Source organism: Pseudomonas sp. NPDC089918 (assembly GCF_050280605.1).
Taxonomy (GTDB): Bacteria; Pseudomonadota; Gammaproteobacteria; order Pseudomonadales; family Pseudomonadaceae; genus Aquipseudomonas.
The window spans coordinates 17,339-42,351 of record NZ_JBNNVP010000050.1 but is presented as its reverse complement, the minus strand read 5'-3'; the positions used below and the strand labels follow the sequence as shown (position 1 = coordinate 42,351).

The window sequence follows — 25,013 nt, the reverse complement described above, 5'->3', positions numbered from 1 at the left end:
ATAAATAAAGCGAAGAAAGCGCCGCCGTTCCAAGACGGGCATCGAGCATCAATACATTTAGAGGTATATCGCCGAAGCGTCACACAACCTCTTTAAAATCGACCAACACCAATAAAGCACACGTTAAAACTAACCCGACACTCAATACCGCTCAACCAACAAGGAATTCAATTAATTACAAAACAAACATTACATCCAACGTTACAGACTTATGCACTTTTACTCGTTTAGTCATGACTCACAAGCCAAAATACTGGAAAGCCCTTTATAGGCCGGACCTCAGAACAAGCGCCTGAAATAATGATTCGTCACACCCTGAAAAATCCGGAAATCAAAGTAGAACGTCCTACAAAGCAGAATAAAAATTCTTCGTGGCAGGTAACAAAATCCCACTCAAACAACCGAACAGGCTTACACGCACAAATGCCGAAACAATCGAGAGAAATAACCGGACTGAGGTGATGAAGGCGGCCCGGGCGGGCCGCCAGATTTCAGCAGAGGGGTTTGCTGCCATACCAGCGCGGCGTGTACACCCAGTCACCGCCTTCGGCGCGGGGGAACACGCAAGTGGTGGACGAGCCGATCAGCACCATGGTGCGCATGTCCACTTGCTCCGGCGTGAGCGCGCCGAGTGTAGTGGTCCGCAGCGTCTGACCGGGCCGACCGATATCACGTCCCAGCACCACCGGGGTTTCAGGGGTACGGTGCTGTGCCACGATCTCCAGCGCACGGCCCAGCTGCCATGGCCGCGAGCGGGAGATCGGGTTGTAGAAGGCCAGCGCCAGATCGGCTTCGGCGGCCAGGTCAAGACGCTTTTCGATGATCGACCACGGCTTGAGGTTGTCCGACAGGGACATCACGCAGAAGTCATGCCCCAACGGCGCACCGGCCTGAGCGGCCGTCGCCAGTGAAGCGGAAACCCCCGGCAGAATCTCCAGATCGACGCTGTGCCAGGCCGGGTCAGTCGACTCGTGCAAGGCTTCCAGCACGGCGGCGGCCATGGCGAACACGCCGGGATCACCGGACGAGACCACGATCACCGACCGCCCCTGGGCCGCCAGTTCGAAGGCGTGACGGGCACGCTGCATCTCTTCGCGGTTGTCGGTGCAGTGCAGCACTTGATCCGGGCGAAACGGGCCGGCCATGCGCACATAGGTTTCGTAACCGAGCACATCAGTGGCTCTGGCCAGTTCAGCCTTCACCGCAGGCACCATCAATTCGGCAGCGCCCGGGCCCAGGCCGATCACCGCCAGTCGACCGCGTGGCTGGCCGATCTGCGCAACGTTCAGCGGCTGTTCGACGATTGCCAGCGCCAGGTTCGCGTCGATCGGGATAATCGTCGCGCCGGGAATAGCCTCGCGAGCCAACTCGCTGGCATCGCTGGCAGCCGACGCAAAACGCAGCGGCACACCCAACTCAAGCGCCGCTTCGCGCAACGTCGAGTTGGCCATCTCAGTGACCGGCGCCAGCAAGCACGCCAGCGATTGAACGGCGACTCGCGCCTGACGTAGCGCCGCGCGAATCGCCTGGGGCAAATCCGCCACACTGGCGCTGACCGCCAACAACACACTGCGCGGGTAGATCAACAGTTCATTGGCGGCCGGCGTCCGTTCGGCGCTGCCGACATGGATCGACAAATGAGCCTCGGGATCCTGCGGTAACTGTGCTTGCGCCAACCAGGGCGCAGCGCCTTCGATGCGCACGTGTTCGCCAGCCAGCAAGTCCGAGACAAAGCGCTTGCCCAGCTCCAGATCGCCCAAGGCATAGCCGCTGGGGGGATTGAGCAGGCACGTGCCGAAACGCAGCTCACCGCTGGTGGTAATCGCCGCCGCGACGTCGAGGCCGGCGGCAATCTCGCGCGCCATGACATTCACCCCACCGAGGCCGCCGAGCAGCGGCACCACGGCGCTGCCGTCTTCGGCCACGGCCAGCACCGGTGGCTCAGCACCTTTTTCCAGCAGCAACGGCGCCAGGGTGCGGATCACAATCCCGGCGGCGCACAGCGCGATGATCGGCGTGTCCTGTTGATAAAGCTCGCGCAGGGTCGCGCCGAACTCGTGATAAACAAGGTCCGCGCCATCGACCCGTTCGGCCAATCCATGGATCAATGCGCCCGGATACACCTGCTGAATTTTGCGTGCGGTCGCGAGGCTGCCATTACCGAGGATGACAATCGCCGGAGCGGAATGGGCCATCAGCCTTGCCACCTTTCACCAGGAACGATGATCAGCGAGAAATAAGGCGAGGACATCGGCTCGACCTGATCCAGCGGCACGATTTTCTGATTGGCCATGGTCGCGCGTTCCACGTACAGCGCACGCTCGGCCAGACCGAGTTCTTCGAGCACCTGACGGACCTTGGGAAAATTGCGCCCCAGTTTCATGATCACCGCGGCATCGGCATCGGCCAGCCGACGCTTGAGGTCTTCGTGGGGCAACACCCCCGACAACACCGACAGGCTCTGATTGCGATACACCAGCGGCGCACCGAGTACCGACGCACCGCCGAGCATCGAGCAGACGCCCGGCACCACTTCGGCTTCATAGCGTTCGGCCAGACGATCGTGCAGGTACATGTAAGAGCCGTAGAAGAACGGATCGCCTTCGCAAATCACCGCCACGTCACGGCCGGCGTCCAGATGCGCAGCGAGTTGTTCGCCAGCCGCATCGTAGAAATCGCTGATCACTTGTTCGTACGACAACGGCGCCGGCAGCGCTTCAGTGGTCACCGGGTAAACCAGCGGCAACAAGGTTTGTGCGTCCTGCAGGTGCGCTTCGATGATGCCGAAGGCGTTGCCCTTTTTGCCCTTGGCGACGAAGTACGCCACCACTGGCGATTCGCGCAACAGGCGCAAGGCTTTGACGGTAATCAGTTCCGGATCACCGGGGCCGACACCCAGGCCGATCAAACGTCCAGGTTGCTGCATCATTCGATCTCCGTAGCAAGGGCGTTGACGGCGGCGGCGGCCATGGCGCTACCGCCCAACCGGCCTTGCATGATGACAAAAGGCACGCCACGGCTGTCCGCCGCGAGCATCGCCTTGGATTCGGCGGCGCCGACGAAGCCCACCGGGAAGCCGAGGATCAGCGCCGGTTTCGGGGCGCCGGCGTCGAGCATTTCCAACAGATAAAACAGTGCGGTCGGCGCATTGCCGATCACCACCACGCTGCCTTCCAGGTGCGGGCGCCACAGTTCCAGCGCGGCGGCGGAACGGGTATTGCCCAACTCACGGGCAAGGTCCGGCACGCTGTCATCGCGCAGGGTGCAAATCACCGGATTGTTGGCCGGCAAACGCGCGCGGGTCACGCCTTCGCTGACCATCCGCGCGTCGCACAGAATCGGCGCGCCAGCCGCCAGCGCATCACGCCCGGCCTTGCCTGCGCCTGCGGAAAATTGCAGCCCGTCGATGGCCTCGACCATGCCGCAGGCGTGGATCACCCGCACCGCGAGTTTCTCCAGATCGGCCGGGATGCGCTCGAGGTTGGCCTCGGCGCGAATGATCGCGAAGGAGTTGCGATAGATCTCCTGACCGTCGCGGATGTAATCAAGCATCAAGGGAACTCCGTGGGCGGGCGTCGAGCAAGGCGCCGACCGCTTCAATAGTAAGATTGCGTGCGTGCAGGGCGCCGAAGCCCGGCTGCCCCGCATCGCGAAAATAGAGGTCGTAATAACCGGGGGCGACGGCCAATAACGTGACCGGCACCCCATGGGCGGCGGCGCAGGAACGCTGGCAACCGGACAAATGCACTGTTTGATCGTGGCGTTGCAACAGCGCAGCCAATTGCAAGGCGTCGCTCTTGGTATCGGCCAGGCCTTTACCGCAGCCAGCAGAACCAGTGCAGGCGATCAATCGTGACAAGGGCTGATCGGCGTCACACTGCAGGCCCAGTTGTTCCAGACGTCGAACGACTTCGGGCGCCCGTTCTTTTCCAACAGTGGGTAGCAACAGACTTTGCCATGGGGTGAAACGCAGGCTCCCGTCGCCGCACTCGCGCGCCAGTTGCGCCGCGCCTCTGAGCATGACGGGATCGAGCCGCCCCAAAGGAGGTACGGCACCGATATAGACATATTCGGTTCCAGCCTGCGGATGAGCGCCGATGTGCAGAGCATCCGGAGTCAACGAGCGCCGCCAATCCGTGATCGACTTCAAGGGCACACGCTCGGCCAGGCGAGCGAGAAAATCCGCGGCCGGGATTTCGGCCAGCACATGACGCATCCGTGTTTGATCGGGCCGCGCCAAATCGAGAAACAACTCCAGCACTGCAACGACCAACGCGTGTCCTTGCTCAAGTGACACTGAACCTGCGGGCGTGTCCGTGGGGCAACCCGCCAGACCGAATGCCAGCAACTGTTCGCCCTCTCGCTCAGCAGCAGACAACCACAAATCATGGGGGTGTTCGAGCATCGCCAACGCCTCGCCGCCGTCGAGTTGCACGGCAAACTTGGCGCTGAGCTCGTGGAAGCGTTCGTGGCTTTGCAGGGTGGCGAGAATCTGTTCAGCCAGCGGGCGCGTGTCGAACAGCATATGCCGATCAATCCCGGCGCTCGGGCTGAGCATCAGGTTGCGCACATCGTCGCCAGCGGCGGTACGCGGGCCCAATCCGGCGGCGAGCAGGCTGTCGATCAGTGCCGTCTGCTCGCTACCGATCCCGCGAATCTGCAGATTGGCCCGGTTGGTCGCCTCGATCACGCCCTCGGCAAACCGTTCGGCCGCGCTGGCCACCGCTTCAGCCTGGGCAGTGTTGATCGAGCCGCCGTTCAATTTGATCCGACAGATGCCGCCATCCAGTGCCTGGACGATACGCAGCAACCCCGGGCAGGCCGAGGGGCGTAAAGCGGTGGACATCGGGCGTTCGTTCAAAGGGGTGACCGGCTGGCTGGCAGCGCTGTGGTGGGCGAAAGGTCGCCATTATGCCTGCTTTGCCCGAGCGCATGAAAATGCCTGCCGGTCGGAAACTGCCAAGGCTACAAATTACGCAGCCTGGCGCTGTTCAGAGTTCGTACTCTTCGAGCTTGAAAGGGATCTCGCGAAGGGCCTGCTCGACGCTCGCTCGATGGGCATCCATCGCCCGGCGCTTGATCACCAGTTTTCTGGCGCGAATATCCAGTTGCGACATCGGCTGATGGATCTGCCAAAACAGATAGGTGGTATTGAGGACCATCTTGATAAACCGGATGTGACTGAGCACCACAACCAACTCGCCGCTGGCGTTATAACTGATCGGCAAAATATGCGAGTTGAACGTCTTGCCACTCAGGGCCGTAAACTTTTTCAGGATCGCCGCATCGTTTTCCAGCGCTGCAAGTCCTGCTTCAACTTGTGCCAGTTGGGAACGCGCGAGCAACGGCGCCGCCAACTTTCGCCATGCCTCCTGCACGCTTCCGGAGAATTCGCGCTGGACCAGAACGACGGGCTGTTCCTCAAGATTCCAGCCAAATGACCAGAGAATGCCGGCAAAGTGATCGAACCATTCAGCAGGCTGGGTACTGCTGTTGTAAAGTTCGTCCGCCTTGATCTGCGCGAGTAGAACGCAGTTCTTTACAAAATGGTTGTCGGCTGCAGTCTGACCCCCGATGCCTGTGAACAACATATTGTTCACAGCGATTGCATTGCTGCGGATGTTATCTGTGTTTGAATTGATATCCATATCTCTCCTGCCAACCTGGCAATCATTAAAAAGTAAAATGCTTCGTCGTTAAATCAGAACTTTCATTAAGCCCGACTTAAGCTGGAGCCAAACTAGCAAAAACACGCATTAAGCAAACCGCTTTTGCACAACATTAAGTTTCCGCTATCGGTTAAACATTCTCCGACAACCGACCCGCGTCAGATACCGGCAGCCGCGTTATCATGCCGCCCTTGAGATCAACCCTGGATTAAGGAACGGCATGACACCCTGGCTAACGGTTGTGGGAATCGGTGAAGACGGCTTCAAGGGCCTGGGCAAGAATGCCCGGCGCGCCCTGATGGCCGCCTCGCGGATCATCGGCGGCCAGCGCCAACTGGACTTGCTGCCGGTGTGCATTCGCGGCGAACGCCAGCTCTGGCCCAGTCCGTTTACCCTTGAGCCGTTACTGGCGCTGCGTGGCGAGCCGGTTTGTGTACTGGCCAGCGGCGACCCGATGTTCTTTGGCGTCGGCGCCAGCCTTGCGCGGCAACTGCCCGGCGCGGAAATGCTGATCCTGCCCGCCCCGTCCTCCGTGTCACTGGCGGCAGCTCGCCTGGGCTGGCCGTTGCAGGATGTGGTGATACTGTCGGTGGTCGCCCGCCCCGTCGCCGCGCTCAACGCCCATCTGTTCAGTGGTGTGCGCTTGCTGGTGTTGAGCAACGACGGCCAGACTCCGGCGGCCATCGCGGCATTGCTGCGCGAGCGCGGTTTCGGGCCGAGTCGCCTCACCGTGCTGGAACATCTGGGCGGCGAAGCCGAACGACGCATCGAGGGTGTTGCCAACGACTGGAATGAGCCGGTGATCGCCGATCTGAACCTGATCGCCATCGAATGCATCGCCGAACCGAACACGCCACGCCTGTCGCGACTGGCCGGCCTGCCGGACTCCGCCTTCCAGCACGACGGCCAACTGACCAAACGCGATGTGCGCGCCATTACCCTCGCGCGCCTGGCCCCGGTTCCCGGCGAACTGCTGTGGGACGTCGGCGCCGGCAGCGGTTCGATCGGCATCGAGTGGATGCGTGCTCATCCGAGTTGCCGGGCACTGGCCATCGAAGCGGATGAAGGGCGGCAGTTGTTGATCGAACACAACCGCGATGCCTTGGGCGTACCCGGTCTGCAATTGATTCGCGGCAGCGCGCCCCAAGCCCTGACCGGACTCGAACGCCCCGACGCGATTTTCATCGGTGGCGGCGTCACCCGCGAAGGCGTACTCGACACTTGCTGGGCGCAACTCAAACCCGGTGGTCGACTGGTGGCCAACGCCGTCACCCTGCAAAGTGAAGTGACCTTGATGGCCTGGCGCGAACGGCATGGCGGTGAACTGACCCGCATCCATGTCGCTCAGGCGCAGCCGCTGGGCGAGTTCGACACCTGGCGTCAGGCGCTGCCGATTACTTTGCTGGACGTGACGAAGCCCCTCGATGCGTGACGAAACCGCCGAACAACCCGCCCCGCTGCGCAGCGGCCTGACCACTGGCAGCTGCGCCACCGCCACCAGCCTCGCGGCGGCACGCCTGCTGCTCAGTGGCGTGGAAGCAGACGCCGTCGAGATCATTCTGCCCAAAGGCAAACGGGTGCAAATGCGCCTGGAATTCTGTCGGTTGATGAACGACGGCGCCGAAGCCGGAACGATCAAGGACGCCGGCGACGATCCGGACGTGACCCACGGCGCCCTGCTCTTTTCCCAGGTGCGCTTGCACTGTGAGCCGGGCATTCGCTTCAGCGCCGGTCGTGGGGTGGGCACCGTCACCCGACCAGGGTTGGTGCTGAACGTCGGCGAACCGGCGATCAACCCGGTGCCGCGCAAGATGATCAGCGAGCACCTGACGCTGCTGGCCGAAGAACTGGATTATCAGGGCGGCTTCGAGGTCACGGTGAACGTCGAGGACGGCGAAGCCCTGGCACTGAAAACCATGAACCCGCGACTGGGAATTCTCGGCGGCCTGTCGATCCTCGGCACCAGCGGCATCGTCCGGCCATTCTCCTGCGCGGCCTACATCGCCTCGATCCACCAGGGCATCGACGTTGCCAAAACCAACGGTTTCCTGCACATCGCCGCGTGCACCGGCAACGCCAGCGAAGACACCATGCGCCGGGTCTACGACTTGCCGGAAATCGCCCTGATCGAAATGGGCGACTTCGTCGGCGCGGTACTCAAGCACTTGCGCAAAGTACCTGTGGATAAACTCAGCCTGTGCGGCGGGTTCGGCAAGATCAGCAAACTGGCGGCCGGGCACATGGATTTGCACAGTCGGCATTCAAGCATCGACCTGCCGCAACTGGCCGAATGGGCAGCAGCGGTCGGCGCCGATGAGGCGTTGCAACAGGCGATCCGCGAAGCCAATACCAGTCAACAGGCATTGGCCATGGCCAGCGCTGCCGGGATCGCACTCGGCGACGCGGTGTGTCAGCACGCTCTGAACTTTGCCCGCAGCGTGGTGCCGGCGCAGGTTCAGGTCGAAGTATTCGCCATCGATCGCCAGGGCGGGATTGTCGGCCATGCAGGAGTTTTTCCATGAAGCGCGTGTTGTTGCTCGGCGGCGTCACTGAGGCCCTGGCCATCGCCCGAACCCTGGAGCCGGAACACATCTATAGCCTGGCCGGTGTCGGTCGCGTGCCGACGGATCTGGACTGCCAGGTTCGGGTTGGCGGCTATGGCGGCGCTGAAGGTCTGGCGCAGTTCATTCGCGATGAAGGCATCGACCTGCTGCTGGATGCGACCCATCCCTACGCGGCCCAAATCAGCCAGAACGCCGCGACCGCCGCGCAATTGAGTGGCATTGCATGCTGGGCCCTGCGGCGTCCGGCCTGGCAACCACAAGCCGGGGATGACTGGCGCGAAGTCAGCGATTGGGCCGAATTGATCGAAGCGTTGAAACCGTTCCGGCGACCGCTGTTTACCCTTGGTCGCGAGCCATTGCAGCACCTGCACGAAATCCCGCCGGAGCAATTCTGGACGTTGCGTGCGTTGGACGCTTATCCCGGGAATGAGCGCTGCGAGGTGATTGGCGCGCGTGGGCCGTTTCTGATCGAGGATGAACGCGAGCTGTTCGAACGGCGGCAGATCGATGTGCTGATCAGCAAGAACAGCGGCAGCACCGCCACCGAGCCGAAACTGGAAGTGGCGCGGGAACGCGGAGTGCCGGTGCTGGTGTTGAAGCGGCCGGTGTTGCCTGGGGTTGAGCGGGAGTTTTGGGCGGTGGATGACGTCTTGGCGGCTTTGTCAGTGTCAGACATTTCCTGAACCTGCACGAGCTTGCGACTTTGCCGACAACTTTCCAGGAGAGGACCGACTGTTCCCGGCAAGCGCTTCAACTCTATATTCGATTCCCCTGATCCTAGCTAGCAACACCACCCATGCCACTCATGGGTAAGGCCTCCCATTGGGCCGAGAAAAGTGTGGCTTGCCAACTTGTATCCCAAGGAATACGATCCAATATGATCGACTTCGAACGATCTCGTGCGTTTGCCGATTGGCTCGACTCACTGAGGGACATCATCGGTAAAGCTCGCATTATCGCCAGGCTCAGAGCTGCCGAACACGGTAATTTCGGTGATTGTGAACCCATAGGCGAGGCTGTTTATGAAATGCGTGTTCATTACGGCCCCGGCTACAGGATGTATTTCACTCGTCGAGGGGCAGTGGTCTATCTGCTGCTGGTGGGCGGTGACAAGTCGACTCAAAAGCGAGATATCAAGCGCGCTCTTCAAATGGCGCAAAACATCGGTAATGAGGAGTAAGTCATGGCCGAACAATTCACCCGATTCGACGCCGCCGAGTTTCTCAAAACACCAGAAGAAATGGCCGCTTACCTGGACGCCTGCTTTGAAGAAGATGCAGGTGACGGAGTTCTCATACGTGCCGCACTCAACGACATAGCGCGTGCAAAAGGCATGACACAGATTGCCCGTGATGCCGGGCTGGGTCGTGAGAGTCTCTACAAAGCATTGGGCAGCACTGGCAACCCGGAATTCGCGACTATCATGAAAGTGATGAAAGCATTAGGCCTGCGGTTGCATGCCAGCGCTCTCTGATTGCACTGCGACACCACACCGCACGCGGCCTTTTTACTTATCGCCCCTGATCAGGCTAAATAGCCGCGCCTGATCGCCCACTCAACCGGATCTGTCCTCATGTCCCGACAACGGCTCGCATTTGCCTGGATCGCCTGCTTTGCAGTGCTGTTCAACATGCTCGCCATGCCGATGTCCGGAGCGATGGCGCAGACGGCGAAATCGCCGGCCGAACAGTTGCTGTGGGGCAGTTTCTGCTCTTCCAACGGCACTAAACTGGTAGCGATTTCCCTGGGCGATATCGAGCAGAAAGCTCCGCAGAGCGACGATCATTCCAACATGCAGCATTGCTGGTGCTGTTCGGGCTCTGCGCCATTGGTGACGTTGCCGGGGCATACGCCGCAGCTGTATTTTGCGCGTTTCGAGGCCAATCGAAGCCTGCCGCCGGCCACGCTCGACACCCCTACACCGCGACAGCAATGGCCGAGTCTCACCCCCCGCGCATCCCCTCTGGTGTGATTCCTTCTCGCAATTGACCTGCGTTTTGAATCGTTCTGGAGAACTGCCATGTTGAACAAACTCATCGTTCTGGCTGTGTTGCTGCTGCCTGCCTGTTTTGCCAATGCTCACGAATACAAGGCTGGCGAGCTTGAGATCGCCCATCCGTGGTCGCAAGAGTTGCCGCCCAACGCGCCCACCGTCGCGGCGTATTTCGTGATTCACAACAACGGCAAAACCGCCGACCGACTGCTGAGCGTTGACTCGCCAATTTCGGGAAAGGCCGAATTGCACGAGCACGTGAAGCAAAACGACCTGATGAAAATGCAGCAAGTGCCAAGCGTCGAGATTCCGGCTGGCGGCGAAGTCACCTTCGCACCGATGGCCTATCACGTAATGCTGCTGGAGCTGAAAGACCGCAGCCTGTTGAGCGACGGCAAGCGCTTCGCGCTGACGATGCACTTCGAAAAATCCGGCGATGTGACGGTCGAGGTCGCGGTGCAGAAAAAGGCGCCTGACGGCATGCAAGAGCATATGCACGCTCAGTAATCGCCCACGTTGAAAACGCCCATGCGCCCGCTTGGCACCCGGTCATCCATGCACCGCCGTCAGCCAATGAGCCTGACGCGCGGCAGCTGGATCAGCCTGTTCGCCATGCTGATGATCTTTATCGGCCCGCTGATTTCTCAGTCGATGCCGATGGATCAACGCGCCTCAATGTCCATGAGCATGAGCATGTCGATGGACATGCCCATGGACATGTCGGCCATGGAACATGGCGCGCAACCCGCCGCCGAGCACTGCCCACCCAAAGCCGACCATCACGCACTCTGGGAAAAATGCGGCTATTGCAGCCTGCTGTTCAATTGCCCGGCGCTCACTGGCGGTCTGTCCTTCGTCGCCTTCGACAGTCCACAGACAACCACTTTCAGCACTCCCGCCACCCGCCTGGGCCACGCCCGGCAAACCTTCTTCCCCGGCGCCCGTACCCGCGCACCGCCGATCGTCGCGTAAACACCCACCTCCGATCTCACACGGTCCGCAAGATGGCCATAGCTACCTGTGGGAGCGAGCTGTGTGGTGAGGGGGCTTGCCCCCGTTCGACTACGTAGCAGTCGTAAAACGTTGCACGCCGTGTACCTGATACACGGCGATCGCAGGTTTTGGGGCCGCTTCGCGGCCTAACGGGGGCGAGCCCCCTCGCCACAGGAACTCGCTCCCACAGAGATTTGCACAGGCTGCCGGCCGTGTCGTTTACGACTGTTCGATGGAAATTGTCATGTCCAGGTTTTCTGCTGACACACGTTTGGGCGCTGCCCAGGCTTCTTTTGCCCTGAACGAATCCCGCGTTCGTTTCAGGCACGCCACCGCCGTTCTTTGCGGCGTGCTGCTGACACCGATGGTGCTGGCCGATGAACACACCGGCCACACCGAAGAACTGAGCCCGACGGTGATCACCGCCATCGCGCCGAGTTCGCCGCTGACCATCGTCACCAACCCCAAGGACCCGCGCCAACCAGTGCCGGCCAGCGACGGTGGCGACTATCTGAAAACCATCCCCGGCTTCGCTCTGGTGCGTAATGGCGGCACCAACGGCGATCCGGTGCTGCGCGGCATGTTCGGCTCGCGACTGAATATCCTCACCAACGGCAGCATGATGCTCGGCGCCTGCCCCGGCCGCATGGACGCGCCGACCTCGTATATCTCACCAGAAACCTACGACAAACTCACCGTGATCAAAGGCCCGCAAACCGTGCTCTGGGGCCCCGGCGCATCGGCCGGCACCGTCCTGTTCGACCGTGAGCCGGAGAGCTTCGGCGAACTCGGCACCCGGGTGAACGCCAGCGTGCTGGCCGGTTCCAACGGCCGCTTCGACAAAGTAGTGGACGCCGCTGCTGGCGGGCCGCTGGGTTACGTGCGCGTGATCGGCAACACCGCGCATTCCGACGATTACAAGGACGGCAACAACGACACCGTGCCCTCGCGCTACGACAAATGGAACGGAGATGTAGCGCTGGGCTGGACGCCGAACGCCGACACCCTGCTGGAATTGACTGCCGGCAAGGGTGACGGCGAAGCCCGTTACGCCGGGCGCGGCATGGACGGTTCGCAGTTCTTGCGCGAAAGCCTGGGCCTGCGCTTCGAACAGTCAAACATCGGTGAGGTGCTGGATAAGGTCGAGGCACAGGTCTACTACAACTACGCCGACCACGTGATGGACAACTACACCCTGCGCACGCCGTCCGGCACCGGGATGATGGCCGGCCCCATGGCCTCCAATGTCGACCGTCGAACCCTCGGCGCGCGGATCAAAGCCACTTGGCGCTGGGCCGATGTGCAACTGATCAGTGGCCTGGACGCGCAGACCAACGAACATCGCCAACGCAGCGCGATGGGCGTCGACGCCTACAAGGATGTGCCGCGCAACAAGGACGCCGACTTCCACAACTACGGCGTGTTCAGCGAACTGACCTGGTACGCCGCCGACCGTGATCGGTTGATCACCGGTGCGCGCCTGGATCGCGCGTCGGCCAAGGATTATCGGCAGACCATTGGCTCCGGGATGATGGCCCGCCCCAACCCGACGGCCGACGACACCCGCGCCGACACGCTGCCCAGCGGTTTCGTCCGTTACGAGCATGACCTGGCCGACAGCCCGACCACGCTGTACGCGGGCCTCGGTCACGCCCAGCGTTTCCCGGATTACTGGGAACTGTTTTCACCCAAGTCCGGCCCCGCCGGTTCGGTGAATGCGTTCGACTCGATCAAACCAGAGAAAACCACCCAGCTCGACTTCGGCCTGCAATACAAGACCGAAGACCTCGAAGCCTGGGCCTCGGGTTACGTCGGACAGGTGCGTGACTACATCCTGTTCAACTACACGCCGGGGATGATGGGCATGACCTCGCAAGCCGAGAACATCGACGCGCGAATCATGGGCGGCGAACTCGGGGCGGCCTACAAGCTGACAGCCAACTGGAAAGCCGACGCGACCCTGGCCTACGCCTGGGGCAAGAACAGCAGCGACGGCAGCGCCCTGCCGCAGATGCCACCGCTGGATGCCCGTTTCGGCCTGACCTACAGCGAAGACAACTGGAGCGCCGGCGCTTTGTGGCGGGTGGTTGCGGCGCAGAACCGCATCGACCGGAACAAGGGCAACGTGGTTGGCAAAGACTTCGACACGAGCTCTGGGTTCGGCGTGTTCTCGCTCAACGGTGCGTACCGGATCAACAAGAACTGGAAGGTCAGCAGCGGCGTCGACAACCTCTTTAACAAGGCTTACGCCGAACACTTGAACCTGGCGGGCAACGCCGGTTTCGGCTTTCCGGCCAATGATCCGCAAGCCATCAACGAACCGGGGCGCACGCTCTGGACCAAGGTGGATATGCGTTTCTAAAAGCATCGCGAGCAGGCTCGCTCCCACATGGACGGTGTTGAACCTGTGGGAGCGAGCCTGCTCGCGATCGGTTGCGCAGCAACCGCACTAAACAACAAAAACCTACGCCTGGCGGAGCACACAAATGAAACAGCCCAAACCGAATTTCTACAACCTGGCCTGGCGCTGGCATTTCTATGCCGGCCTGTTCGTCGCGCCATTCATGGTGATGCTGGCCCTGACCGGCATCATCTACCTGTTCAAACCGCAACTCGATCCGTTGATGTACGGCAGCCTGCTGAACGTCCCGGCCGGTCATCACACCGTCACCGCCGACGACCTGCTCAAACGGGTGAAAGAGGCGTACCCACAAGGCCAGATCAAACAATACCTGCCACCGGCCAACGCCGAACGCAGTGCGCAATTTGTCGTCATCGATAAGGGTCATGAACTGAACGTGTTCATCGATCCGTACCACGGCGACATCCTTGGCGAGCAAGACGCGAAGAAGAATCTGCAAGCGATTGCGCGCTCGATTCACGGCGAATTGATGATCGGCACCGTCGGCGATCGGCTGGTGGAACTGGCCGCCGGTTGGGGCGTGGTGCTGGTGGTCTCCGGCGTCTTTCTGTGGTGGCCGCGTGGCCAGTCCGCCGGGATTCTCTGGCCTCGCTTGAACAGTCGCGGCCGAGTGCTCTGGCGTGACCTGCACGCGGTGACCGGGTTCTGGGGCGCTGCATTGCTGCTGGTGATGCTGCTCAGCGGCATGACCTGGACCGGGTTCTGGGGCAAGCAATACGCCGATCTCTGGAACCGCTTCCCGGTAGCCATGTGGAATGACGTGCCGAAGTCCGACGTCGAGGCCCGCAGCCTCAACAGCGCCACGCGCCAGACCGTGCCGTGGGCCATGGAAAACACGCCGATGCCGATGTCCGGCGACCACGCCGAACACATGGCTCACACCGGCACGCAAGCCGGCTCGGCAGCGCCCACCATCATCCTGCAAGACGTGCAAAACATCGCCGTGCAACGAAAGGTCGAACCCGGCTACAGCATCACCTTCCCCACCACGGCCACCGGCGTGTTCACCATCGCCTTGTTCGCCAACGACCCGCGCAACGACGCCACCTTGCATGTCGATCAGTACAACGGCGACGTCCTCGCCGACGTGCGCTGGAAGCATTACAGCAATGTCGCCCGGGCCACGGAAGTCGGCGTAATGCTGCACGAAGGCAAGATGTTCGGCCCGTTCAATCAGATCATTGTGCTGCTGATCTGCCTGATGATTTTGCTCAGTGCGGTCAGCGGTGTGGTGATCTGGTGGAAGCGCCGGCCACAGGGCAAGTTCGGTGTACCGCCGTTGCGTCACGACCTGCCGAAATGGAAAGCCGCGATGGTCATCATGTTCGGGCTGGCAGTGATGTTTCCGTTGGTGGGGGCTTCGCTGGTAGTCGTGTGGGTGTTGGATCGGGTGCTGCTGTCGCGCTTTAGCCGGCAAACTGAATCCACTTCAGCTTCATCATGAAGCAGGTGAGATGCGTGTTTTAGAGGGATCTATAGACTTCTGGCGATTATCTCTGAAGCATAGGGCCTCTTCGCGGGCAAGCCTCGCTCCTACCAGTCCTGTGTCGTATGTGTGATTTGATCGTTCCCACGCTCTGCGTGGGAATGCAGCCCGGGACGCTCCGCGTCCCAAAAGCGGACGCAGAGCGTCCATTGATGCCTTCCCACGCGGAGCGTGGGAACGATCGTTGGGAATGAAATGACCTCGCTGAACCTCTCCAACCTCGCCTGGACACCCCTGGGCCACGGCCATTGCCATCACCAGTTCCAGCTGCGTGACGCATCGTTGCACGTGGCCGCGGGCGAGTTCGTCGGGTTGATCGGTCCCAATGGCAGCGGCAAGACCAGCCTGTTGCGTTGCGCCTATCGCTTCAGCAAACCGGAAAGCGGCGAGGTAAAGCTCGACCACAACAACGTCTGGAAGCAATCCTCACGCTGGTGCGCGCAACGCATCGCCGTAGTGTTGCAGGAGTTCCCCGACGCCTTCGGCCTGACCGTGGATGAAGTGGTCGCCATGGGCCGCACGCCGCACAAAGGGTTGTTTGATGGCGACACCCTTGAAGACCGAAAACTCGCGACCCACGCCCTCGAATCGGTCGGCCTCAAGGGCTTCGAAAACCACGCCTTCGCCACCCTTTCCGGCGGTGAAAAACAGCGCGTGATCCTCGCCCGCGCCCTGGCCCAGCAACCGCAATTGCTGATCCTCGACGAACCGACCAATCACCTCGACCCGCGCTATCAGCTGGAGCTGTTGCAACTGGTCAAGCGTCTGCAGATCGGCACGCTGGCGAGCATCCATGACCTCAATCTGGCGGCAGCTTTTTGCGACCGGCTGTACGTGATCAATCACGGGCGCATCGTCGCCAGCGGTCCACCCAAAGAAGTCCTGACCGCCCAACTTTTGCACAACGTGTTCGGCGTCGACGCCCTGATCGACGACCATCCCTTGCACGGCTACCCACGAATCACCTGGATAACCCAACCATGACTTTGCGTTCCCTGCTGTGTCTCACTCTGTTGCTGGGCAGTGCCCAAGCCTTCGCCGAGGCCACGAAATACCCGCTGACCGTCCAGAGCTGCAACCGCGGAGTGACGTTCAAGCAAGCGCCAAAACACGCGGTCAGCCATGACATCAACATGACCCAGATGATGCTCGCCCTCGGCCTCAAACCGCAGATGGCCGGCTACAGCGGCGTGACTGGCTGGAAGTCGGTGACGCCCGAGATGCAGACCATCCTTGATGGCCTGCCGGAACTGGCGGCCAAGTACCCGTCGGTGGAAACCCTGCTCAACGCCAACGTCGATTTCTTCTTCGCCGGTTGGGATTACGGCATGCGCGTCGGCGGTGATCTCACGCCGCAAACCCTGCAGCCGCTGGGTATCAACGTTTACGAACTCACCGAGTCTTGCGCCTTCGTCATGAAGCGCCCACCGGCCAGCCTGGAAGACACTTACAACGACCTGCGCAACCTCGGGAAAATCTTCGACGTGCAGGATCGCGCCAATGCCGTGATTGCCCAGATGCAGGCGCAAGTCGCCGAGGTACGCAACGATCTGCCGACCGACAAACCTCGGGTATTTCTCTACGACAGCGGTGAGGACCGGGCCATGACTTCCGGGCGTCTCGGCATGCCTCAAGCGCTGATCGACGCGGCGGGCGGGCGCAACATTCTCGATGATGTCGAGGCGAGCTGGACGCGGGTCAATTGGGAGAACGTGGTCGAGCGCAATCCGCAGGTGATCGTGATCGTCGATTACGGCGAAGTTACCGCGGAGCAGAAGGAGCAATTCCTGCTGAACAACAAAGCCCTGCAATCGGTGGACGCGATCAAGAATCAGCGCTTCATCGTCATTCCTTACGTACAGGCCACGCCGGGGATCGATAACGTACTGGCGGTCGAGACCCTGGCCAAGGGTTTCCACGGCGAATGATCGATCGTCGCTATGCCCTGTTGCTGACCGTCCTCGGCGCGCTGTTGCTGGTGTCGTGCGTGGTGTCGCTGGGCGCAGGCCCGGCGCGGGTGCCGGTGGACGTGGTGTGGCGAATATTGCTGCACAAGATTTTTGGTTTCGGTGTTCCGGACTGGACGGCCGGGCAGGAACACATCGTCTGGCTGATCCGCGTGCCGCGCATGTTGCTCGGTGCGCTGGTGGGCGCCGGCCTGGCGTTGATCGGTGCGGTGCTGCAAGCGGTGACGCGCAATCCGTTGGCTGATCCGCACCTGCTCGGGGTGACCTCCGGCGCGACCCTCGGCGCAGTGATCGTGGTGTTGCATGTTGGTGAGATCGCAGGCTTGCTGACCTTGCCGATTGCGGCGTTTATCGGTGCGTTGTTGAGCATGTTGATCGTGCTGATGATCGCCAACCGTCATGGGCGGCTGGACAGTGATCGGCTGCTGTTGTGCGGCGTGGCGGTGTCGTTCGTGATGATGGCGATTGCCAATTTGCTGTTGTTTCTTGGCGACCATCGCGCGAGTTCTGCAGTGATGTTCTGGATGCTTGGCGGCCTTGGCCTGGCGCGTTGGGAATTGCTTGTGGTGCCGGCGGCGAGTGTGTTGCTTGGGTTGGTGTTGTTGCTGGGGATGGCCCGGCCGTTGAATGCGTTGATGGCCGGTGAACAGACGGCTGTGACCCTCGGCTTGAATGCTCGCACCGTGCGCTTGCGGGTGTTTTTGATTGCGTCGTTGATGACTGGGGTGTTGGTGTCGATCAGTGGGTCTATCGGGTTTGTAGGGCTGATGGTGCCGCACATTGCCCGGCGACTGGTCGGGGCGGAACACCGGCGACTGCTGCCGGTGTGCGTGTTGCTTGGCAGTCTGTTCCTCGTCTGGGTCGATGTCGCCGCCCGCACCCTGATCGCCCCCGAGGACTTGCCCATCGGCGTCGCCACCGCGGCCATTGGCGGATTGTTCTTCATCGGCCTGATGCGCCGCCGCTGATCCATTGTGGGAGCGAGCAGGCTCGCTCCTCTGCACCTGTTTGATCGTTCCCACGCTCTGCGTGGGAATGCCGCCAGGGACGCTCCGCGTTCCGCTTTTGAATGTTTAACGGATGTGTCAAAACACGGAACTTTCCCACGCCTTTTTTCAGGTTGTTCGTCGGACGCGGGCCCTCTAGTCTTGGGCTGTCGCTGACAACTCAGCGATCGGGTGTGAGAACCCGGTAGCCCTGTTAATCCAACATCAGTACCACCATAATTGCCGCCAGCTTATCCGCTGTCTGCAATACTCTATGGCGGCTGTGTGCGGGCGGACTTCGGTCCGGCCGGGTTTGGGTGGTGACCGGTTTCTCACTCCGCACATAGCTGCCACCCCTTCGTCGCGTGAGAAACGACAAAGGATGGCTCCAATTAAGAGACAACACCCGATGAGCAAGAAGATAGTTCCCGATCCACCCATCGATATCACCACTCCCGAAGCCGAAAAATCGCGCGACGACGACCTCCTCAAAGATCGCGAAGCCATAAAACGCGCCCTCGACTACTACCTCGATCCCCCCGGCGCAATACACCGAAAAACCCCGTCGCCCCAGCACCCTGTTCCTGGTTGCCCCGGATGCCGGCACCGAAAGCCTGCTGGCCCACGCTTGTGAGTCGTTGGCCTCGGCAAGTGTCCTGGCCAGCGATTTCGCCAACAATCTGATCGGCCCGCAGCGCCATACGGCGATGGCGATTCAGCAGGTCATCATGCTGGCGGAGCTGGCGGTGAACCGGGCGCTGGACAACGTCGACCCGGCGTAATCCCCCGCTCTTTGGGAACGAGCCTTTGTGGCGAGGGGGCTTGCCCCCGTTGGGTCGCGAAGCGGCCCCAAAACCTGCAACTGCGGTGTATCAGGTACACCGCGTGCAATGGTTTTACGACTGCTTCGCAGCCGAACGGGGGCAAGCCCCCTCGCCACAGGTTTTGTATTCACAGCGCCTTACCTTAACTGACCGGCATTGGGGCAATCCTTCGCCCCAATGTGGCGCATCTTCTCGCACCAACGCGCCATACGCGATCCTTCATGGTGCGTCGCCCACACCCCGCAACCGCTCTAATACGACATTTCCTTGCCCTTCCCCGACCGGGCACAGCCCTTGCTAAAGACCCTTCAGTCGTCCGCATCTGCCAACCATAAAAAACTTTAACGTTCATGGAGATCGCACAATGAAGCGTCGCAGTTTGATCAAGGCTTTCACACTATCGGCAAGCATTGCCGCGATGGGCATGGCCTGGACGGTCCAGGCCGCCGAGACCATCAAGGTCGGTATTCTGCATTCGTTGTCCGGCACCATGGCGATCTCCGAAACCTCGCTCAAAGACATGGCGTTGATGACCATCGACGAAATCAATGCCAAGGGCGGCGTCAACGGCAAGATGCTTGAACCGGTGGTGGTTGACCCGGCATCGAACTGGCCGCTGTTCGCCGAAAAGGGCCGGCAGTTGCTGACCCAGGACAAAGTCGCCGTGGTGTTCGGTTGCTGGACGTCGGTGTCGCGTAAGTCGGTATTGCCAGTGTTCGAAGAACTCAACGGCCTGCTGTTCTACCCGGTGCAGTACGAAGGCGAAGAAATGTCGCCGAACGTGTTCTACACCGGCGCAGCGCCGAACCAGCAGGCGATCCCGGCAGTGGAATACCTGATGAGCGAAGAAGGCGGCAGCGCCAAGCGTTACTTCCTGCTCGGCACCGACTACGTCTACCCGCGCACCACCAACAAGATTCTGCGCTCGTTCCTGCACTCCAAAGGTGTGGCGGACAAGGACATCGAAGAGGTCTACACCCCGTTCGGCCATAGCGACTATCAAACCATCGTGGCCAACATCAAAAAATTCTCCGCCGGAGGCAAGACGGCGGTCATCTCCACGGTCAACGGCGACTCCAACGTGCCGTTCTATAAAGAGCTGGCCAACCAGGGCCTGAAAGCCACCGACGTTCCGGTCGTGGCGTTCTCCGTGGGTGAAGAAGAACTGCGCGGCATCGACACCAAACCGCTGGTGGGCAACCTCGCGGCGTGGAACTACTTCGAGTCGGTCGAGAACCCGCAGAACAAGAAGTTCGTCGCCGACTGGAAAGCCTACGCCAAGAAACACAACCTGCCGGGCGCCGACAAAGCGGTGACCAACGACCCGATGGAAGCCACCTATGTCGGCATCCACATGTGGGCGCAAGCAGCCGAGAAAGCCAAGTCCACCGACGTCAACAAAGTCCGCGAAGCCCTGGCCGGCCAGACTTTTGCCGCGCCGTCCGGTTACACCCTGACCATGGACAAGACCAATCACCACCTGCACAAACCGGTGATGATCGGCGAGATTCAGGCCGACGGTCAGTTCAACGTGGTGTGGCAGACCGAAGGGCCGATCCGCGCCCAACCGTGGAGCCCGTTCATTCAGGGTAACGACAAGAAGCCGGACTATGCGGTGAAGAGTAACTGATTCACCCCGCTTAGCCTGATCGTTCCCACGCTCTGCGTGGGAATGCCTCAACGGACGCTCTGCGTCCGCTTTGGGACGCGGAGCGTCCCGGGCTGCATTCCCACGCGGAGCGTGGGAACGATCAATACAGGACACTCGCTATGCCCACTGCCCTTTACCGTCTCATCCTCGCCCTCGCGCTGTTATTGCCGATGGCCACCCACGCCGGCGACGCCGAAGACTTCGTCGCGGCCAATCCCGTGCAGCAAGCCAAACTCCTGGAAGCCTGGGCCGCGCAGCCCGATCCGGCCCGTATCGAATTGATCAACGCCCTGCAACAAGGTGAGTTGACCATCGATGGCCAACCAAAAACCCTGCGCCTGAACAATCGCCTGCGCGGTCTGATCGATACCGCTTTGGCCAGCCACCAGTTGCTTGCCGCCGAGGCCAAAATCCGTCTGGCCGCCGCGCAGCAATTGCAAAAAAGCGCAAAACCGGCGCAGTTGAAATTCCTCGACCAGCAACTGGCTGGCGAAAAAGACGAAACCGTTCACGCCGCCCTGAGCCTGGCACTGGCCAACCTGCAACTGGTCGACACCGATCCCGCCGTGCGTCTCGCCGCTGTGCGCTTGCTCGGCGAAACCGGCGACCCGCTGGCCCGCACCCGCCTCGAAGGGTTGCTCGAACCCGGCGTCGAAGCCGATGCCAATGTGCGCACCGCCGCCGAAACCAGCCTGGCCCAGGTCAAACGCAAACTGCTGATCGGCGAGATGCTCGGGCAGGCGTTCAGTGGTATGTCCCTCGGTTCGATCCTGCTACTCGCGGCGTTGGGACTGGCGATCACCTTCGGCCTGCTCGGCGTGATCAACATGGCCCACGGCGAGATGCTGATGCTCGGCGCCTACTCGACTTACGTGGTGCAGCTGATGTTCCAGCGCTTCGCCCCGCAAGCCATTGAGTTCTACCCGCTGATTGCCTTGCCGGTAGCGTTTTTTGTCACCGCCGGGATCGGCATGGCGCTGGAGCGCACGGTGATTCGTCACCTCTACGGCCGCCCATTGGAAACCCTGCTCGCCACGTGGGGCATCAGCCTGATGCTGATTCAGTTGGTGCGCCTGGTGTTCGGCGCGCAGAACGTTGAAGTGGCCAACCCGGCCTGGCTCTCGGGCGGGATTCAGGTGCTGCCGAATCTGGTGCTGCCGTACAACCGCATTGTGATCATCGCGTTCGCTTTGTTTGTGGTGGTGCTGACCTGGCTGCTGCTGAACAAGACGCGGCTGGGCCTCAACGTGCGCGCCGTCACCCAGAACCGCAACATGGCCGCCTGCTGCGGCGTACCGACCGGGCGCGTCGACATGCTCGCTTTCGGCCTCGGCTCCGGCATCGCCGGCCTCGGCGGTGTGGCGCTGAGCCAGATCGGCAACGTCGGCCCGGACCTCGGTCAGAGTTACATCATCGACTCATTCCTGGTGGTGGTGCTCGGCGGTGTCGGTCAATTGGCCGGTAGCGTATTGGCCGCATTCGGCTTAGGGATAGCCAACAAGATTCTCGAACCGCAGATCGGTGCGGTGCTGGGCAAAATCCTGATCCTCGCGCTGATCATTCTGTTCATTCAGAAACGTCCGCAAGGCCTCTTCGCACTAAAAGGACGGGTGATCGACTGATGAATCAGCCTCTGCTGCTCACGGCCACACAAAAGGCCGGCCCCAAGGTCACGATTGCTGTCGGTGCGGTAATCCTCGTTCTGTTGCTGGCGTTGCCATTGCTGTCGTTGTTGCCGGCGGACAGCACTTTTCATGTCTCGGCTTATACGCTGACCTTGGTGGGCAAAATCCTTTGCTACGCCATCGTCGCCCTGGCGCTGGATCTGGTCTGGGGTTACGCCGGCCTGTTGTCCCTGGGCCACGGTCTGTTCTTCGCCCTCGGCGGTTACGCCATGGGCATGTACTTGATGCGCCAGGCCTCGGGCGACGGCTTGCCAGCGTTCATGACGTTCCTGTCGTGGACCGAATTGCCGTGGTACTGGACAGGCACCAGCAGCTTTCTCTGGGCCATGTGTCTTGTTGTATTAGCGCCTGGACTGCTGGCGCTGGTGTTCGGTTTCTTCGCCTTCCGTTCGCGGATCAAGGGCGTGTATTTCTCGATCATGACCCAGGCCCTGACCTTCGCCGGGATGTTGCTGTTTTTCCGCAACGAAACCGGGTTTGGCGGCAACAACGGCTTCACCAATTTCCGCACCATTCTCGGGTTTGGCATCACCGAACCGGGGACGCGTGCGGTGTTGTTTTTCGCCACGGTGTTGCTGCTGGTGGCGAGCCTGTTCATCGGCTGGCGGTTGGCGCAAAGCAAGTTCGGCCGGGTGCTGACCGCGTTGCGGGATGCGGAAAACCGCTTGATGTTCTGCGGCTACGATCCACGCGGTTTCAAGCTGTTTGTCTGGGTGTTGAGCGCGGTGTTGTGTGGCTTGGCGGGTGCGCTATATGTGCCGCAAGTCGGGATTATCAACCCGAGTGAAATGTCGCCGACCAACTCCATCGAGGCCGCCGTTTGGGTGGCGCTGGGCGGTCGCGGCACGCTGATCGGCCCGCTGCTCGGCGCTGGTGTGGTCAACGGAATGAAGAGCTGGTTCACCGTGGCGTTTCCCGAGTACTGGCTGTTTTTCCTCGGCGCGCTGTTCATCGTCGTGACGTTGTATCTGCCTAAGGGTGTGATCGGTCTGCTGAAGAAAAGGGGCGAATCATGAGGCTTGTAGAAATGAGAACCACTGCAACGGCTGAATTCATGCTCGAACCGGCGTTTTTCCCCGTAGAGCCCAACAAAGATGCGGGCAGCAGCCGCGACGCCATCGGCCTCGGCCAACGCGTCGGTCCCGGCCTGAATACCCGCCACGGCACCATCCTGACCCTGGAAGACATCAGCGTCAGCTTCGATGGCTTCAAGGCGCTCAACAATCTGAACCTGTACATCGGCGTCGGCGAGTTGCGCTGCATCATCGGCCCCAACGGCGCGGGCAAGACCACGCTGATGGACGTGATCACCGGCAAGACTCGTCCAAGTCATGGCAAAGCCTGGTTCGGTGAAACCCTCGACCTGACGCAGATGAGTGAAGTGCAGATTGCCCAGGCCGGCATCGGTCGCAAGTTCCAGAAGCCGACGGTGTTCGAAGCCTTGAGCGTGTTTGAAAACCTGGAACTGGCGCAGAAAACCGACAAGTCGGTGTGGGCCAGCCTGCGGGCTCGTCTCAGTGGCGAGCAGAAAGATCGCATCAGCGAAGTGCTGGAAACCATCCGCCTGACTGCCTCGGTCAATCGGCCGGCGGGCTTGTTGTCCCACGGTCAGAAGCAGTTTCTGGAAATCGGCATGCTGCTGATGCAAGACCCACAACTGCTGCTGCTCGACGAACCGGTGGCGGGCATGACCGACGCCGAAACCGAATTCACTGCCGAGCTGTTCAAAAGCCTGGCGGGCAAGCATTCGCTGATGGTGGTGGAACACGACATGGGCTTCGTCGGCTCGATTGCCGACCACGTCACCGTGTTGCACCAAGGCAACGTGCTGGCCGAAGGGTCGCTGGAGCAGGTGCAGGACAATGAGCGGGTGATCGAGGTTTACCTCGGTCGCTGAGAGCTGTGGAGATGATCGTTCCCACGCTCTGCGTGGGAATGCCGCCGGGGACGCTCCGCGTCCCGCTGACAATGCAGGGCTCAAGTCCTGCGCACGGGTGACGCGGAGCGTCACGGGATGCATTCCCACGCAGAGCGTGGGAACGATCACTGGGGGAGGATTTTGAACATGCTGCAAGTCGACAAGCTGCACCAGTACTACGGCGGTAGCCACATCCTGCGGGGTCTGACGTTTGAGGTGAAGGTCGGCGAAGTCACCTGCCTGCTCGGGCGCAATGGTGTGGGCAAGACCACCCTGCTCAAATGCCTGATGGGTTTGCTGCCAGCCAAAGAAGGCGCGGTGAACTGGGAAGGCAAACCGATCACCACGTTCAAGCCGCACCAACGGGTACATGCCGGCATCGCTTACGTGCCTCAGGGCCGGGAAATCTTCGGCCGGTTGACCGTGGAAGAAAATCTGCTGATGGGCCTCTCACGGTTTCCCGGCTCTGAAGCCAAGGAAGTCCCGGCGTTCATCTACGAGCTGTTCCCGGTGCTGCTGCAAATGAAGCAACGGCGTGGCGGTGACTTGTCCGGTGGTCAGCAACAGCAACTGGCAATCGGCAGAGCACTGGCCAGTCGTCCACGGTTGCTGATCCTCGACGAACCCACCGAAGGCATCCAGCCGTCGGTGATCAAGGAAATCGGCGCGGTGATCAAGCAGCTCGCGGCTCGCGGTGACATGGCGATTCTGCTGGTGGAACAGTTCTATGATTTCGCCGCCGAACTGGCCGATCAGTACCTGGTCATGTCCCGGGGCGAGATCGTGCAACAAGGGCGCGGCGAAAATATGGAAGCCGAAGGTGTCCGTGGACTGGTTACGATCTAACCTGCAGCC

The 25,013-nt window shown here is 61.0% G+C and carries 23 protein-coding genes and 1 pseudogene; 19 read left to right on the top strand and 5 right to left on the bottom strand.

Annotation, left to right across the window (positions count from 1 at the left end):
* Nucleotides 1-491 precede the first annotated feature (491 nt).
* From cobJ to ACQKPC_RS26230, 5 genes are all read right to left on the bottom strand, one after another.
* Nucleotides 492-2,195 carry a precorrin-3B C(17)-methyltransferase gene (cobJ, locus tag ACQKPC_RS26250; RefSeq protein WP_427627401.1) on the bottom strand — a complete coding sequence of 568 codons (1,704 nt, stop codon included), beginning with the start codon at nt 2,193-2,195 and terminating at the stop codon, nt 492-494.
* Nucleotides 2,195-2,926 carry a precorrin-2 C(20)-methyltransferase gene (locus ACQKPC_RS26245; RefSeq protein ID WP_030128260.1) on the bottom strand — a complete coding sequence of 244 codons (732 nt, stop codon included), beginning with the start codon at nt 2,924-2,926 and terminating at the stop codon, nt 2,195-2,197. The genes cobJ and ACQKPC_RS26245 overlap by 1 nt, the downstream gene beginning before the upstream one ends.
* Nucleotides 2,926-3,552, bottom strand: a complete 627-nt coding sequence (locus ACQKPC_RS26240; protein ID WP_427627399.1) for a precorrin-8X methylmutase — start codon at nt 3,550-3,552, stop codon at nt 2,926-2,928. Before ACQKPC_RS26240 ends, ACQKPC_RS26245 begins: the two co-directional genes overlap by 1 nt.
* Complete coding sequence (gene cobG / locus ACQKPC_RS26235) at nt 3,545-4,846, bottom strand: precorrin-3B synthase (protein ID WP_427627397.1); 1,302 nt, start codon at nt 4,844-4,846, stop codon at nt 3,545-3,547. Before cobG ends, ACQKPC_RS26240 begins: the two co-directional genes overlap by 8 nt.
* Nucleotides 4,847-4,991: 145 nt before the next feature.
* Nucleotides 4,992-5,648 (bottom strand): hypothetical protein, encoded by a 657-nt coding sequence (locus ACQKPC_RS26230; RefSeq protein WP_427627395.1) that lies wholly within the window; start codon nt 5,646-5,648, stop codon nt 4,992-4,994.
* A gap of 241 nt (nt 5,649-5,889) precedes the next feature.
* On the opposite strand from ACQKPC_RS26230, the gene cbiE reads away from it, so the two are divergent.
* The 19 genes and pseudogenes from cbiE (at nt 5,890) to urtE (ending at nt 25,004) form a co-directional block, all read left to right on the top strand.
* Nucleotides 5,890-7,101 carry a precorrin-6y C5,15-methyltransferase (decarboxylating) subunit CbiE gene (gene cbiE / locus ACQKPC_RS26225; protein ID WP_427627393.1) on the top strand — a complete coding sequence of 404 codons (1,212 nt, stop codon included), beginning with the start codon at nt 5,890-5,892 and terminating at the stop codon, nt 7,099-7,101.
* Entirely contained in the window at nt 7,094-8,191 is a 1,098-nt protein-coding gene (locus ACQKPC_RS26220; RefSeq protein WP_427627391.1) for a cobalt-precorrin-5B (C(1))-methyltransferase, read from the top strand. Before cbiE ends, ACQKPC_RS26220 begins: the two co-directional genes overlap by 8 nt.
* The gene (locus ACQKPC_RS26215; protein WP_427627390.1) at nt 8,188-8,916 is read left to right on the top strand and encodes a cobalt-precorrin-6A reductase; all 729 of its coding nucleotides are present in this window, start codon (nt 8,188-8,190) and stop codon (nt 8,914-8,916) included. The genes ACQKPC_RS26220 and ACQKPC_RS26215 overlap by 4 nt, the downstream gene beginning before the upstream one ends.
* Before the next feature lie 194 nt (nt 8,917-9,110).
* Nucleotides 9,111-9,413, top strand: coding sequence for a type II toxin-antitoxin system RelE/ParE family toxin (locus ACQKPC_RS26210; RefSeq protein WP_008011206.1), 303 nt, complete (start codon nt 9,111-9,113; stop codon nt 9,411-9,413).
* A 3-nt stretch (nt 9,414-9,416) separates the two neighbouring features.
* Entirely contained in the window at nt 9,417-9,707 is a 291-nt protein-coding gene (locus ACQKPC_RS26205; protein ID WP_074873403.1) for an addiction module antidote protein, read from the top strand.
* A gap of 99 nt (nt 9,708-9,806) precedes the next feature.
* On the top strand, nt 9,807-10,205 hold the full coding sequence (locus tag ACQKPC_RS26200; protein ID WP_427627387.1) for a DUF2946 domain-containing protein: 399 nt from the start codon (nt 9,807-9,809) through the stop codon (nt 10,203-10,205).
* Nucleotides 10,206-10,253: 48 nt separating this feature from the next.
* Nucleotides 10,254-10,733 carry a copper chaperone PCu(A)C gene (locus ACQKPC_RS26195; RefSeq protein ID WP_427627385.1) on the top strand — a complete coding sequence of 160 codons (480 nt, stop codon included), beginning with the start codon at nt 10,254-10,256 and terminating at the stop codon, nt 10,731-10,733.
* Between the two features lie 21 nt (nt 10,734-10,754).
* A complete protein-coding gene (locus ACQKPC_RS26190; protein ID WP_427627383.1) occupies nt 10,755-11,198 on the top strand; it encodes a DUF2946 domain-containing protein in 444 nt (147 codons plus the stop codon).
* Nucleotides 11,199-11,463: 265 nt separating this feature from the next.
* The gene (locus ACQKPC_RS26185) at nt 11,464-13,581 is read left to right on the top strand and encodes a TonB-dependent copper receptor (protein WP_427627381.1); all 2,118 of its coding nucleotides are present in this window, start codon (nt 11,464-11,466) and stop codon (nt 13,579-13,581) included.
* A 124-nt stretch (nt 13,582-13,705) separates the two neighbouring features.
* Nucleotides 13,706-15,085 carry a PepSY-associated TM helix domain-containing protein gene (locus ACQKPC_RS26180; RefSeq protein ID WP_427627379.1) on the top strand — a complete coding sequence of 460 codons (1,380 nt, stop codon included), beginning with the start codon at nt 13,706-13,708 and terminating at the stop codon, nt 15,083-15,085.
* Between the two features lie 237 nt (nt 15,086-15,322).
* Entirely contained in the window at nt 15,323-16,111 is a 789-nt protein-coding gene (locus tag ACQKPC_RS26175) for an ABC transporter ATP-binding protein (protein WP_427627377.1), read from the top strand.
* Entirely contained in the window at nt 16,108-17,055 is a 948-nt protein-coding gene (locus tag ACQKPC_RS26170) for an ABC transporter substrate-binding protein (protein WP_427627375.1), read from the top strand. The genes ACQKPC_RS26175 and ACQKPC_RS26170 overlap by 4 nt, the downstream gene beginning before the upstream one ends.
* On the top strand, nt 17,052-18,062 hold the full coding sequence (locus tag ACQKPC_RS26165) for a FecCD family ABC transporter permease (protein ID WP_427627373.1): 1,011 nt from the start codon (nt 17,052-17,054) through the stop codon (nt 18,060-18,062). Before ACQKPC_RS26170 ends, ACQKPC_RS26165 begins: the two co-directional genes overlap by 4 nt.
* Nucleotides 18,063-18,489: 427 nt before the next feature.
* A pseudogene (locus ACQKPC_RS26160) lies at nt 18,490-18,862 on the top strand (DUF6124 family protein).
* A 406-nt stretch (nt 18,863-19,268) separates the two neighbouring features.
* Nucleotides 19,269-20,534, top strand: a complete 1,266-nt coding sequence (gene urtA, locus ACQKPC_RS26155; RefSeq protein ID WP_007907378.1) for an urea ABC transporter substrate-binding protein — start codon at nt 19,269-19,271, stop codon at nt 20,532-20,534.
* 140 nt (nt 20,535-20,674) lie between these two features.
* Nucleotides 20,675-22,177 carry an urea ABC transporter permease subunit UrtB gene (gene urtB, locus ACQKPC_RS26150; protein ID WP_427627371.1) on the top strand — a complete coding sequence of 501 codons (1,503 nt, stop codon included), beginning with the start codon at nt 20,675-20,677 and terminating at the stop codon, nt 22,175-22,177.
* Nucleotides 22,177-23,256, top strand: coding sequence for an urea ABC transporter permease subunit UrtC (gene urtC, locus ACQKPC_RS26145; RefSeq protein WP_427627369.1), 1,080 nt, complete (start codon nt 22,177-22,179; stop codon nt 23,254-23,256). Before urtB ends, urtC begins: the two co-directional genes overlap by 1 nt.
* Nucleotides 23,257-23,267: 11 nt before the next feature.
* Nucleotides 23,268-24,137 (top strand): urea ABC transporter ATP-binding protein UrtD, encoded by an 870-nt coding sequence (urtD, locus tag ACQKPC_RS26140; protein ID WP_427627367.1) that lies wholly within the window; start codon nt 23,268-23,270, stop codon nt 24,135-24,137.
* Nucleotides 24,138-24,305: 168 nt separating this feature from the next.
* A complete protein-coding gene (gene urtE, locus ACQKPC_RS26135; RefSeq protein WP_007907370.1) occupies nt 24,306-25,004 on the top strand; it encodes an urea ABC transporter ATP-binding subunit UrtE in 699 nt (232 codons plus the stop codon).
* Nucleotides 25,005-25,013 lie beyond the last annotated feature (9 nt).

What these genes read in the sequence shown, in the direction of transcription:
- ACQKPC_RS26165 (WP_427627373.1), top strand. Translation starts at nt 17,052, where the DNA reads ATGATCGATCGTCGCTATGCCCTGTTGCTGACCGTCCTCGGCGCGCTG.
- urtA (WP_007907378.1), top strand. Translation starts at nt 19,269, where the DNA reads ATGAAGCGTCGCAGTTTGATCAAGGCTTTCACACTATCGGCAAGCATT.
- ACQKPC_RS26185 (WP_427627381.1), top strand. Translation starts at nt 11,464, where the DNA reads ATGTCCAGGTTTTCTGCTGACACACGTTTGGGCGCTGCCCAGGCTTCT.
- ACQKPC_RS26210 (WP_008011206.1), top strand. Translation starts at nt 9,111, where the DNA reads ATGATCGACTTCGAACGATCTCGTGCGTTTGCCGATTGGCTCGACTCA.
- urtD (WP_427627367.1), top strand. Translation starts at nt 23,268, where the DNA reads ATGAGAACCACTGCAACGGCTGAATTCATGCTCGAACCGGCGTTTTTC.
- cobJ (WP_427627401.1), bottom strand. Translation starts at nt 2,195, where the DNA reads ATGGCCCATTCCGCTCCGGCGATTGTCATCCTCGGTAATGGCAGCCTC.
- ACQKPC_RS26245 (WP_030128260.1), bottom strand. Translation starts at nt 2,926, where the DNA reads ATGCAGCAACCTGGACGTTTGATCGGCCTGGGTGTCGGCCCCGGTGAT.
- ACQKPC_RS26175 (WP_427627377.1), top strand. Translation starts at nt 15,323, where the DNA reads ATGACCTCGCTGAACCTCTCCAACCTCGCCTGGACACCCCTGGGCCAC.
- ACQKPC_RS26180 (WP_427627379.1), top strand. Translation starts at nt 13,706, where the DNA reads ATGAAACAGCCCAAACCGAATTTCTACAACCTGGCCTGGCGCTGGCAT.
- ACQKPC_RS26230 (WP_427627395.1), bottom strand. Translation starts at nt 5,648, where the DNA reads ATGGATATCAATTCAAACACAGATAACATCCGCAGCAATGCAATCGCT.
- cbiE (WP_427627393.1), top strand. Translation starts at nt 5,890, where the DNA reads ATGACACCCTGGCTAACGGTTGTGGGAATCGGTGAAGACGGCTTCAAG.
- ACQKPC_RS26215 (WP_427627390.1), top strand. Translation starts at nt 8,188, where the DNA reads ATGAAGCGCGTGTTGTTGCTCGGCGGCGTCACTGAGGCCCTGGCCATC.
- urtB (WP_427627371.1), top strand. Translation starts at nt 20,675, where the DNA reads ATGCCCACTGCCCTTTACCGTCTCATCCTCGCCCTCGCGCTGTTATTG.
- urtC (WP_427627369.1), top strand. Translation starts at nt 22,177, where the DNA reads ATGAATCAGCCTCTGCTGCTCACGGCCACACAAAAGGCCGGCCCCAAG.
- ACQKPC_RS26190 (WP_427627383.1), top strand. Translation starts at nt 10,755, where the DNA reads ATGCGCCCGCTTGGCACCCGGTCATCCATGCACCGCCGTCAGCCAATG.
- ACQKPC_RS26170 (WP_427627375.1), top strand. Translation starts at nt 16,108, where the DNA reads ATGACTTTGCGTTCCCTGCTGTGTCTCACTCTGTTGCTGGGCAGTGCC.
- ACQKPC_RS26195 (WP_427627385.1), top strand. Translation starts at nt 10,254, where the DNA reads ATGTTGAACAAACTCATCGTTCTGGCTGTGTTGCTGCTGCCTGCCTGT.
- ACQKPC_RS26240 (WP_427627399.1), bottom strand. Translation starts at nt 3,552, where the DNA reads ATGCTTGATTACATCCGCGACGGTCAGGAGATCTATCGCAACTCCTTC.
- cobG (WP_427627397.1), bottom strand. Translation starts at nt 4,846, where the DNA reads ATGTCCACCGCTTTACGCCCCTCGGCCTGCCCGGGGTTGCTGCGTATC.
- ACQKPC_RS26200 (WP_427627387.1), top strand. Translation starts at nt 9,807, where the DNA reads ATGTCCCGACAACGGCTCGCATTTGCCTGGATCGCCTGCTTTGCAGTG.
- ACQKPC_RS26205 (WP_074873403.1), top strand. Translation starts at nt 9,417, where the DNA reads ATGGCCGAACAATTCACCCGATTCGACGCCGCCGAGTTTCTCAAAACA.
- urtE (WP_007907370.1), top strand. Translation starts at nt 24,306, where the DNA reads ATGCTGCAAGTCGACAAGCTGCACCAGTACTACGGCGGTAGCCACATC.
- ACQKPC_RS26220 (WP_427627391.1), top strand. Translation starts at nt 7,094, where the DNA reads ATGCGTGACGAAACCGCCGAACAACCCGCCCCGCTGCGCAGCGGCCTG.